A 16342-nucleotide genomic window follows, 5' to 3' on the forward strand; every position below is an offset into this window, starting at 1 on the left:
AACTCTTTGTAAACTATTCTTTTCTATAAACTGAAAAAATTTTTGATTTTGATCCATCTTCATTTTCAATTTGCAAATCATATCTAGTATATACTTTCCCATTTGTATCCTTAACTTTTTTATGAGCAACTACTACCATTTTTTTATCTTTTACATCTTTATTAGCATTATCTACATATTCTTTAATAGTCTTTTCTTTTTCTAATATTACAGATTCTGTTTTTAAAATTTCTTCATCTACTTCAACTTTAAAATGATTATAAGCAAGTATTGAAACTAAAAACAAAAATAATATTAATAACAACTTAAAGGGTTTGTTTTTCATAGTTTGTCTCCTTTAAATTTTTTTAATTGAATATAATAAATATTTTTATCTTTACAATATTATTTTCCTACATATTTTTCTTCATATAGAAAAATTATAGATTTTTTCCCATCAAAAGAAACTTCTACTTCATAACGATTATAAAATTTACCATCTTGATGAATAAATTCAGTTTTAATTAATTTTAATTTTTCTCCAGTTTTATTTTCTCTATACTTTAAATATTCATCTATTTTAAATTTTGAAAAAACATTATCAGCATTTATATCAAACTTTTTGTTCTCAACTTTTGTAACTTTAAATCTATTATCTTTAACGACTATTTCGTAACCATCTAATAATTTTGCACCTTTATATTTTTTATATAAATGGTAAATTGTTTTTCCGTCAACATCTTCTTTATCTTCTATATATGAATTGATATCAAAACTTCTATTATTTTCCCTTATTTGTTTATAAACATCTGAAATATTTGAAAACTCACCCTCAAGAGCAAAAAAATCTTTTTTCCCATATTTTTCAAATAACTTATTTAAAGACTCTTCTTTTAAATACCTTCCTCCAACAGAAAAATCCTTTAACATAAATCTAAAATAATAATCATAGCATTCATAAGCATTTACATAATAACTATCTGTATAAATTTCTACTCTAGGTAAGCATTTATAAGGTGCAAAATAAATTCTTTCACTTTTATTAGAAAAATCAGTTATCAGGTCAATAATTTCTTTTTTTTCTTCAATAGTATCTATATCGTAACCTATTTCATCAACCATAAATACTAATTTTTTACCATACAAAAATTCTTGTTTGAACATATGAACATTATACATAAAATATAGACTTAATATAAGCTTAAAAATTAAATATATCAATATTATTTTAATAATTTTTTTAAAACTCTTATGATATATTCTATTTTCTAGGCTAAAATCTAAACTTAAATTATTCTTTTTCATAAATATCAATTCCCATCTTTGAATTATTTATTATATGTTTTGCAGAATATAAAGTATAAAATTTCTATACTCTATATTGGTAATGTATAATACCATTATATAACACAAAAAAATCAAAGTCAAATTACAGACTTTGATTTTTAACTTTATTAATCCAATTCAAATTTTCCTGTATATAATTGATAGTATCTTCCTTGTTTTTCAATCAACTCATCGTGAGTTCCCATTTCTAAAATTTCTCCATTATCCAGAACAATTATTCTATCAGAGTTTGAAATTGTAGAAAGTCTATGAGCAATTATAAATACAGTTCTACCTTCCATTAAAACATACATAGCTTTTTGAACGACATTTTCTGTTTTTGTATCTATTGAAGAAGTAGCTTCATCAAGAATAAGAACAGGTTTATTTTCAAGTAATGCTCTTGAAATTCCAAGCAACTGTCTTTGACCTTGAGATAAATTTTCTCCACCACTTCTTAATACTGTATCATATTGTTCAGGAAGTTTTATTATAAATTCGTGAGCACCTGTTTTCTTACAAGCCTCGATACATTCTTCTCTTGTAGCTTCTAAATGCCCGTATCTAAGATTTTCTAAAACTGTTCCCGTAAATAGATTTGTTTCTTGTAAAACAACACCTACATTTTTTCTAAGGTCAGCTTTTTTTATTGAATTTACATTTATTCCGTCAAATAAAATTTCTCCACAATTTACATCATAAAATCTGTTTATAAGATTGGCAATTGTTGTTTTACCACTTCCAGTAGCCCCAACAAGTGCGATTTTTTCTCCTTGTTTTGCAGTAATATTTATATTTTTTAAAACTGTTTTTTCCTCATTATAGCCGAAAACAATATTTTTTATATCAATATTACCTAAAACTTCTACCTTTTCTCCATTTTCTTTTACAAATTCATATTTATCATTTTCTTTTTCTATTTCAACTTTACCTTCATCTACTTCAGGCTCTTGGTCAATAAGAGCAAAAACTCTTTCAACACCAGCTAAACCCATAATAATTGAATTTAATTGCATTGAAACTTGGTTGATATTTCCTGAAAATTGCTTTGTCATATTTAAAAATGGAACAACTATACTTATACTAATTGCCATTCCTGAAAAACTTAAATTATATACATTAAAGTATATTAAAAGTCCTCCTACTATGGCTACGACAACATATAGAATATTTCCAATATTATTTAAAATAGGTCCAAGTATATTAGCATAAGAGTTTGCTTTTTGAGAATCATCAAATAATTTATCATTTACTTCATTAAATTTTTTCATTGACTCATCTTCATAATTAAAAACTTTAACTACTTTTTGACCATAAATCATTTCTTCTAAGTAACCTTCAGTTTTTCCCAATGATTTTTGTTGCTCAATGAAGTATTTTCTTGAATGTTTACCAACATACTTTGTTACAAAATACATGGCAACAACACCTAGTAGAACGGTAAGTGTCATCCAGAAACTAAAATATAACATTATGCCAAAAACTGTTACAACAACAACTAATGATGCCAAGACATTCGGTAAACTTTGTGAAATCATCTGTCTTAAAGCGTCAACATCATTTGTATAATAACTCATTATATCGCCATGACCTTCAGTATCAAAATACTTTAAAGGAAGAGTTTGCATTTTTACAAACATCTTTTTTCTCATATGATAAAGAGTTCCTTGTGTTATAGTAGCCATTGCAAGATTATATATGGCTGTTAGTATCAAAGAAAGTATATCTACTCCAATTAATATCAAGATTAAAGTAATCATTTCTTTTGAAAAAACAGACCATGAAACCGAAGGATCTCTAGCTTCAAGTAAACTTACAATTCTTTGTATAAATAAACTTGGAATTGAGCTAACCACAGCAGTAAATACTATTCCAACTAAAACTAAAGGAAAAAGTACAGGATAAGCTGTAAATACTTCTTTTATTACTCTGAATAAAATTGATTTTTTACTATTTTTCATCTACAACTCCTCCTTGTGTTAAATATAAATCACGATATAATCCCTCTTGTCTTACTAGAGTTTCATGATTTCCACTAGCAACTACTTTGCCCTTTTCAATTACCAAAATTATATCTGCATTTTGTACGGATAATATTCTTTGAGCGATTATAATTTTTGTAGTTTCAGGCATATAGGATTGTAAACCTCTTCTTATCAATTCATCTGTTTTTGTATCAACAGCTGAAGTGGAGTCGTCAAAAATTAAAATTTTTGGTTTCTTAAGTAATGCTCTTGCAATACAAAGTCTTTGTTTTTGACCACCTGATAGATTTGCTCCACCTTGCTCAATATACTCATCGTAGCCATTAGGCATTTTATTTAAAATTTCACTTGCTTGGGCAATATTACAAACTAAATCAAGGTCTTCATCAGTTGCATTTTTATTACCCCATTTTAAATTTTCTCGAATTGTTCCGGAGAATAATGTATTTTTTTGAAGAACCATACCTACTTCTTCTCTTAATAATTCAATATCAATATTTTCGATATTAATATTATCAATTAAAATTTCTCCAGAGTTTATATTGTAAAGTCTTGGAATTAATTGAACTAATGTACTCTTTCCAGAACCGGTAGCTCCTATTATTCCAACTGTACTTCCAGAAGGAATTTTAAATGAAACATCATTAATTACATTTTCTTTTGCGTCCTCTGAATATCTAAAAACGACATTTTTAAATTCAATTTCTCCACTATTTAATACTTTATGCAATGACTTTTCGTCTGTTATAGTTGATTCTGTATTTAAAACTTCTGATATTCTCTTTGAAGATTCCATTGCCATTGTTAACATAACAAGAACCATTGAAAACATCATTAGACTGCTCAAAATCATAAAACTGTAAGTCATAAGTGCAGACATCTGTCCAACATTAAAACTTGGATTAATTCCAGCCACTATAACATAGGAACCTAAAAACAAAATCAAAACAGTATCTACATACAAACAAAATTGCATTAAAGGTGCATACAATGATATTATTTTTTCTGCAAAAGTAAAATTATCTTTTACTTCAGTTGCAACTTTATCAAATTTCTTAATTTCAAAATCCTCGCGAACTAGTGATTTTACAAGTCTTATAGCCTTTATATTTTCTTGAATAGTATTATTCATATCATCATATTTATAAAATATTTGTTTGAAAATTTTCATCGCTTTTATAATAATAAATGCAAGTCCAATTAAAAGTATTGGAACAACTATAACAAAAATAAATGCAAGTTTTCCACCCATAATAAATGACATAACAAATGAGAAAACAAACATAAAAGGACTTCTAATAGCCAGTCTAATTGTCATCATATAAGCATTTTGAACATTTGTAACATCAGTTGTAAGTCTTGTAAGCAATGACGAATTAGAAAAAGAATCTATATTTTCAAAAGAAAATCCTTGAACTTTTTCAAAAATATCTTTTCTTAAATTTCTAGCAAATCCTGCAGATGCAACCGCACTTTTTTTACCTGCCAAAATTCCAAAAGTTAAAGAAAGCATTGCCATAACTACAAGAATCAAACCCTGTTTAAACAAATCTCCAATTGGAATATTCGATCTTATTCCATTTACCAAATTTGCAAGAATAAAAGGAATTATACATTCCATAATAACTTCAAAGACAATATAAATAACAGACATAATCGAATCTTTTTTATATTCTCTTATACTTTTACTCAATGTTTTTACCATAAACTTCCTCCGTATAATATGTACCAATGAAAAAAACTTAAATATAAAAATACTTAAGTTTTATAAATTTTTGAATTAAAAATATCATTTTAAATATATACCCAACTAAAGTGAGATTTTAAACATTTAAACTAATTTTTTATTTTCTATTCTAATTATTCTATCTGCAAGTCTATTCGCTTGTTTTTCATTATGTGTTGAAATTATTATAGTATATTTTTTTGAAAGTTCTTTTATAAGAGATTCAATTATTATGGAATTTTTTTCATCTAAAGAAGAACAAGGTTCATCAAAAATCAAAACTTCTGGGCAAGTTGTAAGCATCCTAGCAATGCAAAGTCTTTGCCTTTGCCCCCCTGATAATTTTGAAGGAGATAAACTTAAATTATCTTTTACTTCATCATATAAATTTACACTTTCCAATAAATTTTTAACTTTTTCTTTTTTATTTTTGATTTTTCCCTCATAAAATTCCATTGCATAGGTAATATTTTTTTCAATTGAAAAGTCAAAAGGTTTAGAGTCTTGAAAAAGTGTAGAGATTTTTCTTTTTAACTCAATTGGTTTAATATTTTTAATATTTTCTCCTCTAAAGAATACATCTCCAGTATAACTTCCACCATTTTCTATTAAAAATCCGTTTAAACAAGAAAGTAATGTAGATTTTCCCGAGCCTGAACTTCCCATTATACAGATTATTTCGTTTTCCTTTATATCTAAATTGACATCTTCTAAAATACTTTTTTCTTCGTAGAAGATACTAAGATTTTTTATTTCTAATATATTCAACTATTTTACCTCCGATATTTCTCATTATTATTTCAGATAATAAATTTAATATTATTAAAAGTCCAATCAAAACCATAGCTGTCGCATATGCTTTTTCAGTTGCAACTGATTGACTAAGTAACATATGCAAATGGAATGGTAAAGCCATAACAGGATTAAATAATCCACTTGGTTTTGCCATAAATACAACTCCAGTCAAAAGCAAAGGTGCGGTTGCCCCTACAGCATAACTTCCCGCTAAAATTGAAATTGAAACTATTTTATTAGATATAGTAGGTAAAATTAACTTCCTACACATATAAATTTTATCAATTCCCAAAGCATAGCTGTCTCTTATGCTTTGTCTGTCAAATTCCTCTATTAATTTTTCAACATTTAACTCTACAAAAGGAAAAACCATTAGTGAAAGAGCTATACTTGCTGTAAATAAACTCTTTGGAATATTTAAAGTTACTATAAAAAATCCATAGACAAAAAGTCCAATTATAATTGAAGGAATTGATGAAATACATTGAATAAGAAAACTCAAAAGCATTTTAATAATTTTTGATTTACAAAATATTTTATTGTAAATTGCAAAACAAATACCTAAAGCTGTTGAAAAAATCATAGATAATATCATCAACAAAAATGATCCTATTATCGCATTTCTTATACCACCATCTACTCCAAGTGGCATTCCTTTAGGATTTTCCATTAAAAATTTTAAATTTATTCCTGAAATTCCATTAAAAAACACAAAAGAAAATATCAAAAAAATTGCTGTCATAACTATAAAAATAGATATATATGCAAAAAGTTTAATTAAATTATCTTTAAATCTTATCATAACTTTTACTCTTTCTGTTGATAACAAATAATAAAATATTAATGATTAAAACTAAAATCAAAAGTATAAATCCACTTGCAAAAAGTGCATAATAATGTTCACTATAGACTTCACTCATACCTATTTCAAGTGCAATAAGCGATGGAATAGTCTGTGCTTTTGACAATAATTTTGGAAAAATCGGTGCATTTCCAATAACCATCATAACTGCCATTGTTTCCCCTATTGCTCTGGAGAATGAAATCATAAAGCCTGTTAAAATTGAAAAATGCAATTTCTTTAAAACTACTTTTCTTATAAAAAACTCTTTACTTATTCCCAAAGCATCAGAATCTCTTTGATATTTTTTCTTAATAAGTTCAATTGTTTCAATAAGATTAGAAACAAAATAAGGTAAAATCATTATTGATAAGATAATACTACCTGCAAGAACACTTTCTCCAGCAGAAATCTTAAATATTCTTTCTATATTTTTTACAATTATAATCATTCCAAAAAAACCATAAATTATCGACGGAATACCTGCCAAGATATTTATAAGCCATATGAGAAAAACTTTCGAATTTTTTGTATAAAAACATATATATAACGCTGTTCCAATAGCAATAGGAAGTGAAATAATACAAGCTAGAATAGATATAAATACACTTGCTAATAGTATATTAAAAATTCCGAAACTTCCTGAAACTTCCGTTGCATCCCAAACTCTTCCAAAAATAAATTTTAGAAAATTATTTTTAAGAAAAAATGGTAATGACTGATTATACAAAAAGACTATTAGAGTCAACAAAAGTAAAATTGTAAATAATGTAAAAATATAGACTGTGTATTTAAAAACTTTATTTTTCATAATTACTCCAAAAAAGAGGAATACAAAAAGTATTCCTCAGTATTTTCTAAATTTTATTGCAAAACAATAAGGTTGTCCAATATTATTTGCTTGGTATGAATCCCATACTTTTTATAACTTTCTTTCCTTCTTCTGATTGAAGTAAATCAACAAATACTTTTTCAGTTGCAGTTAATTTTCCACTCTTCATAATGATTAAAGGTCTTGAAATATAGTAACTGTTATTTAAAATATTTTCTTCAGTTGGTTCAACATTATCAACTTTCATAGGAATTAACTTTCCTTGGTTTTGATTAGTAATACCATATGATGCATATCCAATAGCATTTTTATTTTCAATAATTTTTGAAACTAATGCACCCATTGAAGGAGCTTGAATCGCATCTTCTCTAACCTTAACATCTTTCATTATTTTCTTTTGGAAAACTTCATGAGCTCCACCACCTAAATCACGAGTTACAACTACAATTTCTTCATCAGGTAAAGATGGATCTACTTGTTTCCATGTTTTATATTCTCCTGAAAAAATCTTTATGATTTCTTCTTTAGTTAAATTTCCATTTTTAGCTTTTAAAATATTATTATCAGGATTAACACAAATACAAAGAGCGTCAAGACCTAAAGTATAAGATTCCAAATCCTTAACCTTTTCTTTTTCTGAATCCTTAATATCACGAGCAAGCATTCCAAAATTTGCAACTTTATCAAGAACAGCCTTAACTCCTGCACCTGAACCACCAGATGAAACAAAAATAGTTATATTTTCTTTTGGCAATGAAGAATCAACCTTATCCCAAGTTGTATATTTTTCAATAAAATCTGTAGCAATCTTATTGATTACAGGAGCTAAAGTTGAAGAACCACTAAAACTAATTTGCGCATTAACAGTATCAGACTTGCTTTCAGTTTTATTTGTTTCCTCTTTCTTATCAGTATTTTGTTTTTGTCCTGAACAAGCAGTAAACATAATACAAACTGCTAAAAGAGCCATTAATTTTTTTAAATATTTTTTCATAATATCCTCCTAAAATAAATACCTGCATATATTTTACAACAAAGAAAATATAATGTAAAATAGATTTTATTAATGGATATTAGTTATTTATAAGGAATTCTTATTATAATTTGTTAAATTCATTTCTTTAAAAAATTCTAAAACTTCTCCCAAATCTTCAAAGATATAATCTGCTTTTGTTTGATCTTGTCCGAAGAATTTATCTTTTATTGCTATTACTTTTATATTTGCATTTTTTCCTGCTTCTATTCCCCTTGTTGAGTCCTCTATTACAAAGGCACCTTCATTAGAAACTTGTAAAATTTTACAGGCTTTTAGATAGACATCCGGATTTGGTTTGCTTTTTTTGACTTCATCCGAACTCACTATGAAGTCAAAGTATTCTAAAATTTCACAATCTTTTAGAGCCTTTTCAATTGTCTTTTTAGGACTTGATGAGCAAACAGCAGTTTTTATTTTATGTTTTTTTAAAAATACTAAAATTTCTTTTACAAAAGGCTTTAGAATTGCTTTATAGTCAATAGGATGTTCTAAAAAATACTTTCTATTTTCTTCTTCTATCTCAGAAATTGTATATTTTTTATTGAGCATTTCATACAGCAAATTATATGTTCCTTCCATATTCGTTCCAATCAGTCTAAAAGTATCTTCGAGTTTTCCTTTAAAACCCCTTTTAGAAATCCAATCATAAGTTCCCTTCATGTAAAACATTTCTGAATCTATAAGGACTCCGTCCATATCAAAAAGTACAGCTTTCATATTATTTACCTCTATTTTTTAAACAATCATAATTATCACATATATATCTTACTAGCTTTAAATAGTTTTCTTTGTATTTTCTATTCTTTTTATTTTTTATTGAATTTTTAATAATAAGATTTAAATTATCCAAAGCCAATATTAAAATCATAATTAAAAAAACTAAAAATCCTACCTTTAGATATGTTTTCAAATCTTCTGCTTTTGTAATATTGTTTTTTCCTATGAATAGCGAAATTTTAACTGCTATGGATGTCAAAATTAATCTTATAGTTGCAAAAACCGCAGAAATAAATGATGAAATGATAATAGTAGATATTAAGCCTGTTTTTATTATAAATGCTATTGCTATAGTTACCCCTTTATTTATAGCTTTTGAAATCAGCTCAAATGAATTTATATCAATATTTTTATTTTTTTCAAGTAAAAATTTCTCTCTTATCAAATCATTTTCAGTTGGAAATTTACTAAAAATAAATTCTTCTAAAAATTTTAAATTATCGTGATTCGTCTTAATATAGTCTTTTACATCTCTATTAAGAAACTCTTTAAGTTGTAAACTATAACCGAAATATTCGTTGTCAAACCATTTATTTACATCATTATTTTTTGGAAATTCATTATCCTTAATTTTAAATTTTACATCATTAATATTATATAAGATAAAGAATAACTCAAAACTTAAAAATATAATATATGAATAATTAAATAAAGTTAAAAAGTGATTGTAAAATAAAAACTCAGATTTAAAAATAGAAATATATAATAGTAAATTCATATTTAAAAAAGCTAAAATTTTTACTAATATATTTAATGGATTTATAAAACTAAGTTTAAATTTAGTATATCTAATTAACATAAAATAAATCATATTCATACTATTAAATATAAAAATAAATCCTAATAGAATTTGTAAAAAATCAAGCACATAGGATAATTGAAAATCCAATAAGTAAAATGATATTATAAAATAAATTGAATATACCAAAACCCATAAAATATTAAATATGGTATTAATAATTCTTAGTATTTTTTCATACTTTAAATTAATATTTTCTAATTTTTTTCTAAGTAATACCATTTTATCACCTTGTTTCCTTTAAATTACAATTTACAAAAAAGCTATCCATTATGTCAAAACCTCTTTTTGTAAAATATATTCTATCATCTTTAATTTCGACTACATCATTTTCTAATCCTATTTTTACAGCTTTTTTATTTTCTTCTAAAAAGTTGGACTCAAAAAGTCTATTATAATCTGAAATCAAAAACCCCTCTTTTAAACGCATATTCATTATGATATATTCAAATTTTTTTGTAGGCATATCCAATTTTTCTCTAAAGTCTACAGGAATATTTCCATTTTGTAATTCTTTTATATATTTTGAAAGATTAACTGTATTAGAAAATCTTTCATCGTTTAAATATGAATGAGCAGAAATCCCAAGTCCCAAATATTCCTTACAATTCCAATACTTTTTATTATGAACAGATTCTTTCCCGACTTTAGCAAAATTTGAAACTTCATATTGATTTAATACAATTTCTTCTAATTTTTCTACGATTAGATGATACATTTTTCTTTCAGTTTCTTCATCTAAAAAATCCAATTTTCCTGAATTTTGTAATGCCTTAAATTTCGTCTTTTCTTCAATAATCAAAGCATAATAAGAGATATGATCAGGATTTATATTTTTTACCATTTCCAAGTCATACAAAATATCCTCTATTGTTTGACTTTGATAGCCAAAAATTAAATCTAAATTTATATCAAAGTCAAATTTTTTTACCAATTCAATACTATCAAAGGCTTCTTTGGAATTGTGATTTCTTCCAAGTTCTTTTAAAATTACATCATTAAAACTTTGTACTCCTATTGATACTCTATTTATTTTTGCACTTTTATAGTATTCCAATTTTTTCTTATCAAAAGTTTTCGGATTTGTTTCAATTGATATTTCAATATTATCAAGGACTGTAAAATTTTCCTTTACTTTTTCTAAAATTTCAAATATATATTTTCCGTCAATAAAACTCGGAGTTCCTCCTCCAATGAAAATAGAATCTATTAAAAAGTTTTTATTTCCTTCTAATTCAATTTCTTTTTTTAAAGCTTCTACATACTCTTTAATTTTAGAATTTGCGCCTTGAAATGCTGTAAAGTCGCAATAATTACATATTCTATCACAAAAAGGAATGTGAATATATAATCCCAATCTTTTCATTTTTTCTCCTATTAAGCAAAAAGCCTATCTTATAATAGGCTTTCTTATCTATTTTTCATCATATTTCAATACAGCTAAAAATGCTTGTTGAGGTACTTCTACGCTACCAATTTGTTGCATTTTCTTCTTACCTTCTTTTTGTTTTTCGAGTAATTTTCTCTTTCTTGAAATATCTCCACCATAACATTTTGCAAGTACATCCTTTCTCAATGCTCTTACAGTTTCTCTCGCAATTACTTTTGAACCGATTGAAGCTTGAATAGGTACAGCAAATTGATGTCTAGGTATTTCATCTTTCAGTCTTTCAACTATATTTCTCGCTCTGTCATAAGATTTTTCACGATGAACAATTATTGAAAAGGCATCGACTAAATCTCCGTTGATTAAAATATCCAATTTAGCTAAATCTGAACGTTGATATCCTTTTAATTCGTAATCAAGTGAAGCATAACCCTTTGTTTTTGATTTTAATGCATCAAAAAAGTCGTAAATAACTTCATTCAACGGCAATATATATCTTAGACTTACTCTATGTTGATCGAGATATTCCATATTCTCAAAAATACCTCTTTTATTTTGACATAAGTCCATAATAGTTCCAACATAGTCTTTTGGAGTCATAATATTTGCCTCAACAATAGGTTCTTCCATATATTCTATTTCAGTTTCTTTAGGTAAATTGCTTGGGTTTTGAATTTCAAGTATTTCTCCTGTTTTTTTAGCAACTTTATAGATTACAGATGGAGCTGTTGTAATTATATTCAAATCAAATTCTCTATCAAGTCTTTCTTGAATAATTTCCATATGCAATAGTCCCAAAAATCCACATCTAAATCCAAATCCTAGTGCAACAGAGCTTTCAGGCTCAAAGGATAGAGAAGCATCATTTACTTGAAGTTTCTCTAAAGCTTCCCTTACACTGTTAAAATCCTCCCCTTCTGCGGGATAAATTCCACAATAAACCATTGGAATAACTTTTTTATATCCAGGTAAAGCTGAGTCAGTCATATTTTCAAAATCTGTAATAGTATCCCCAACTCTTGCATCTTTTACATTCTTTATGCTTGCAACTACATAACCTACATCTCCAGCTTTTAGCTCTCCAGTTTGAACATTTCCTGAAGCAGTATAACCAACTTCAGTTACTTCAAATTTTCCTTTAGTTGCCATCATATAAATAGTCATTCCCTCTTTTAAAGTTCCTTCAACTACACGAACATAGGAAACAACACCTTTGTATGAATCATAATATGAATCAAAGATAAGTGCTTTAAGTGGTGCATTTTCATCTCCAGTTGGAGCAGGTACATTATTTACAATATCTTCCAGTACATCTTCAATATTAAGTCCCTCTTTTGCAGAAACTAAAGGAATTCCCTCTGTATCAAAGCCTGTTATTTCTTCAATTTCATCTTTTACTTCATCAATTCTAGCTGACGGTAAATCTATTTTATTTATAACTGGTAAAATTTCTAAATCTTGTTCTAATGCCAAATATACATTTCCAAGTGTCTGAGCTTCAACACCTTGAGTTGCATCAACAACTAAAATAGCTCCCTCACAAGCAGCAAGACTTCTTGATACTTCATAAGTAAAGTCAACATGTCCCGGAGTGTCAATAAGATTTAAAACATAAGTTTCTCCGTCTTTTGCTTTGTAGAAAAGTTTTACAGCCTTTAGCTTAATAGTAATACCTCTTTCTCTCTCAAGATCCATACTATCTAAAACCTGTTCTTCCATTTTTCTTTTAGTCATCATCCCTGTTTTTTCTATTAATCTATCAGCAAGAGTTGATTTCCCATGATCTATATGTGCAATTATAGAAAAATTTCTAATATTCTTCTGTTCTATTTTCATAAATTATTTTAACCCTCCAAAATTATTAAAAGGATAGTATCTAAATACAATTTTCCCAACAATGTCAGATCTTGGAACAACTCCTAAATCTCTACTATCTCTACTATTTGATCTATTATCTCCCAAAACGAAAACATAACCTTCTGGCACTTCCCATTTTGTAGTATCATTATGTGGACTAGTAACATTCGTGCTTACATAGTTCTCTTCCAACATTTTTCCATTCAAATAAACCCTATCATTAATTATTTCAACAGTATCGCCCTCAACTGCAATAACCCTCTTTAAATAGTATTTTTTGGCATCAGGAACATAAAAGTCAATAATATCTCCACGAGTTATATTCTTCTTCATAAAAAATATTTTATTAACCATAAGTCTATCCCCGTGATTTACAGTTGGATTCATACTTCTTCCATCTACAATAGTGCTTGTAACAACAAAAGTTCTTATTCCAAAACTTATTAAAAGTGCAAGAATTATAACTTTCGCATAATCAAAGAAAATTTTCCAAAAATTCTTTTCTTCCTGTTCATGACTATTTTTCTCTTCTTCATCATATCTATCATCAATCATAATTTCCTCCAAATTCAGATAGAATCATTTTATCATCTTTAATTAATGTCTATCCACCAAAAACTTACAATATAAAACATAACCAAATCCGCCTAAAAATATTACTAGAAATGGACTTATTTTAAAATAACTAACTAATATTAAAACTAATAAACTAAAAATATAGTGAACAGCCTTTAACTTTGTCTTTTTTCCAAGTATTACAACAGCAGAAGCTAGCACTGCTATTAAAGCTGGTTTAACTGCAATAAAAAATTTACTGACATAGTAATTCGCACTCATATCCTTAAAAAACATTGCTATTATAAGAATTGATATAAAAGCAGGAAAAATTGAACAAAATAAGCAAACCAAAGCTCCTGCTAAACCTTTTATCTTATATCCTACAATAATACTAATATTACAACCCAAAACTCCTGGAACACTTTGTGCTATTCCAAGTGCATCTAAAAATTCTTCTTGAGTCATATATTTCCTTTTTTCCACAATTTCTTTATTTATAACCGGAATCATCGCAGCTCCACCACCAACCGTCAGAGTGCTTATCCACAAAAAAGTCTTAAATAATTGAAATAACATAATTACCTCCTAAATAATCCACATTCCGATTATACCAGTTAAAAAAATTGCAATTATCGGATGTAAATTTTTATAAGTAGTTAAGTAAAATATTATTCCAAAAGTAATTATCGAATATATAGTATAAAAGTCAGAATCAATAACAGACACACAACTAGATGCAATCAATCCAAGTACGACAGGTCTAATCCCGACAAAAAAGTTCTTTATATGTACATTATCTTTAAATTTTTGCATAAAAAAAACAATTAAAGTAATTAAAATAAAACTTGGTAAAACAACTGCCATAGTAGTTATAATAGATCCAATAACTCCGTTACCTACAGTATATCCTACAAATGTTGCAAGATTTATCGCAATTGGACCTGGTGTTATTTGTGAAATTGTAACAAAATTTATAAAGTCATTCATTCCAATCCAAGCATATTTATCTACAACCATAGATATAATCAGTGGAATCATTGCATATCCTCCACCAAAATTATATGCTCCAATGAATAAAAACACTAAAAACAAGCTAATTAAACTCATTTTATCTCCTCTTACCTATTATTATTCTATCAAAATCTGCAAAATCTTTTTTTTGAAGTAAAATTTCAAATCCATTTCCAATTAGTAAATTAGAAATAATTTTCATTTGATTATATCCTATTTCAAAAGCTAAAACTCCATTTGCAGATAAATAATCCAAAGAACCCGAAATTATTTTTTTATAAAAGAATAATCCATCTTTCCCACCATATAAGGCATTTTGAGGCTCAAAAGATAATTCTTTTTCTAGTGTTTTCATGTCGACCTCATCAATATAAGGAGGATTTGAAACTATAATATCAAAATTTTTCTCCTTTATATTTGAAAAAATATCACTTTCAAAAAATTCCACATTTTTTAGATTCAACTTTTCTTTATTTTTATTTGATAATTTTATAGCTTCTTTGTTTATATCAATACCATAAACATACGATTTTTTCAAATTATCAGCCAGTGCAAGACTTATAGCTCCACTTCCACAGCCTATATCTAAAATTTTATCCTTTTTACAATCCAATTTTAAAATTTCATCAACCAAAATTTCAGTCTCAAATCTTGGAATTAAAGCAGATTCATCAACAAACAACTCCAAACCATAAAATTCCCATTTTCCAAATATATATTGTAATGGATAATTTTGTTTTCTTTTTTCTATTATTTCTAGAAATTCATTGTATATAGAATCAACACAAAATGTAAATTCCATTTTTAATTCAACAGATTTTTTACCCGTTAAAAATTCTAAAATTAACCAATTTTCATTAGAATTACCATGTTTTTCAATTAATTCTTTTATGTCCATAGAAAACTCCAATCCTAAGAAATTTTAGAATATAACTCATAAATAAAATTATAAAAATCATCTGAAACAGTTATTAAAAATGACGCATCATTATATTTTAAACTAGCAGTCCTACCTTCAGAGGATAATATAATACTAAGAATATTATTATTACTTTCAAAAGATATTGTTATATCTTCGTTATCCATAGTAAGTTTAGAATCAGAAACAAATTTATTAAACTCTAACTTTGAAATAACATCATCCATTAATTTTTTATCTTCAATAATATATTTTTTATCATTTTCTACTTTAGTAATTACTATTTTATTTAATTCTTGCGGAGATAGGTATTTTTTTTCAATTTTTAAAACATCATTATGATTTATATCTGTAACAATATAATACTTTTCTCTCTCTTTTCTAATTCTTCCTCTTTCAACAATTGAATTATAAGTAATTAATCCTAATCCAATAATTTCTATAATAAAAACTATTATAATAATATTTTTAATATTTTTTTTCATAAAATACTCCCCTGACAATTATGTCTCAA

General features: G+C 26.4%; 17 protein-coding genes. All 17 read right to left on the minus strand.

Annotated elements, in window-relative coordinates; genetic code table 11:
• Window positions 1-13: 13 nt before the first annotated feature.
• A complete protein-coding gene (locus RWJ08_RS02925; RefSeq protein WP_313961013.1) occupies window positions 14-325 on the minus strand; it encodes a hypothetical protein in 312 nt (103 codons plus the stop codon).
• Between the two features lie 59 nt (window positions 326-384).
• Window positions 385-1284 carry a hypothetical protein gene (locus RWJ08_RS02930; protein ID WP_313961014.1) on the minus strand — a complete coding sequence of 300 codons (900 nt, stop codon included), beginning with the start codon at window positions 1282-1284 and terminating at the stop codon, window positions 385-387.
• 149 nt (window positions 1285-1433) lie between these two features.
• Entirely contained in the window at window positions 1434-3266 is a 1833-nt protein-coding gene (locus RWJ08_RS02935) for an ABC transporter ATP-binding protein (protein ID WP_313961015.1), read from the minus strand.
• On the minus strand, window positions 3256-4995 hold the full coding sequence (locus tag RWJ08_RS02940) for an ABC transporter ATP-binding protein (RefSeq protein WP_313961016.1): 1740 nt from the start codon (window positions 4993-4995) through the stop codon (window positions 3256-3258). Before RWJ08_RS02940 ends, RWJ08_RS02935 begins: the two co-directional genes overlap by 11 nt.
• A 126-nt stretch (window positions 4996-5121) precedes the next feature.
• Window positions 5122-5784: an ATP-binding cassette domain-containing protein gene (locus RWJ08_RS02945; RefSeq protein WP_313961017.1), complete on the minus strand. Its 663-nt coding sequence runs from the start codon at window positions 5782-5784 to the stop codon at window positions 5122-5124.
• Entirely contained in the window at window positions 5756-6613 is an 858-nt protein-coding gene (locus RWJ08_RS02950) for an ABC transporter permease subunit (protein WP_313961018.1), read from the minus strand. The genes RWJ08_RS02945 and RWJ08_RS02950 overlap by 29 nt, the downstream gene beginning before the upstream one ends.
• On the minus strand, window positions 6600-7463 hold the full coding sequence (gene pstC, locus RWJ08_RS02955) for a phosphate ABC transporter permease subunit PstC (RefSeq protein WP_281703521.1): 864 nt from the start codon (window positions 7461-7463) through the stop codon (window positions 6600-6602). The genes RWJ08_RS02950 and pstC overlap by 14 nt, the downstream gene beginning before the upstream one ends.
• An 82-nt stretch (window positions 7464-7545) precedes the next feature.
• On the minus strand, window positions 7546-8478 hold the full coding sequence (locus RWJ08_RS02960; RefSeq protein ID WP_313961019.1) for a phosphate ABC transporter substrate-binding protein: 933 nt from the start codon (window positions 8476-8478) through the stop codon (window positions 7546-7548).
• A gap of 87 nt (window positions 8479-8565) precedes the next feature.
• Window positions 8566-9237: an HAD family phosphatase gene (locus tag RWJ08_RS02965; protein ID WP_313961020.1), complete on the minus strand. Its 672-nt coding sequence runs from the start codon at window positions 9235-9237 to the stop codon at window positions 8566-8568.
• A gap of 1 nt (window position 9238) precedes the next feature.
• Window positions 9239-10318 carry a hypothetical protein gene (locus tag RWJ08_RS02970; RefSeq protein WP_313961021.1) on the minus strand — a complete coding sequence of 360 codons (1080 nt, stop codon included), beginning with the start codon at window positions 10316-10318 and terminating at the stop codon, window positions 9239-9241.
• A gap of 4 nt (window positions 10319-10322) precedes the next feature.
• Complete coding sequence (gene hemW, locus RWJ08_RS02975; protein WP_313961022.1) at window positions 10323-11462, minus strand: radical SAM family heme chaperone HemW; 1140 nt, start codon at window positions 11460-11462, stop codon at window positions 10323-10325.
• Between the two features lie 48 nt (window positions 11463-11510).
• Window positions 11511-13319, minus strand: coding sequence for a translation elongation factor 4 (gene lepA / locus RWJ08_RS02980; protein WP_313961023.1), 1809 nt, complete (start codon window positions 13317-13319; stop codon window positions 11511-11513).
• Window positions 13320-13322: 3 nt separating this feature from the next.
• The gene (gene lepB / locus RWJ08_RS02985) at window positions 13323-13895 is read right to left on the minus strand and encodes a signal peptidase I (RefSeq protein WP_278554423.1); all 573 of its coding nucleotides are present in this window, start codon (window positions 13893-13895) and stop codon (window positions 13323-13325) included.
• Between the two features lie 42 nt (window positions 13896-13937).
• Window positions 13938-14474: a chromate transporter gene (locus RWJ08_RS02990; RefSeq protein WP_009354661.1), complete on the minus strand. Its 537-nt coding sequence runs from the start codon at window positions 14472-14474 to the stop codon at window positions 13938-13940.
• 9 nt (window positions 14475-14483) lie between these two features.
• Window positions 14484-15005 (minus strand): chromate transporter, encoded by a 522-nt coding sequence (locus RWJ08_RS02995; RefSeq protein WP_313961024.1) that lies wholly within the window; start codon window positions 15003-15005, stop codon window positions 14484-14486.
• A 1-nt stretch (window position 15006) separates the two neighbouring features.
• A complete protein-coding gene (gene prmC / locus RWJ08_RS03000; RefSeq protein WP_313961025.1) occupies window positions 15007-15807 on the minus strand; it encodes a peptide chain release factor N(5)-glutamine methyltransferase in 801 nt (266 codons plus the stop codon).
• 14 nt (window positions 15808-15821) lie between these two features.
• Window positions 15822-16313, minus strand: a complete 492-nt coding sequence (locus tag RWJ08_RS03005; protein ID WP_313961026.1) for a hypothetical protein — start codon at window positions 16311-16313, stop codon at window positions 15822-15824.
• Window positions 16314-16342 lie beyond the last annotated feature (29 nt).

The organism is uncultured Parvimonas sp. (assembly GCF_963524015.1).
Taxonomy (GTDB): Bacteria; Bacillota; Clostridia; order Tissierellales; family Peptoniphilaceae; genus Parvimonas.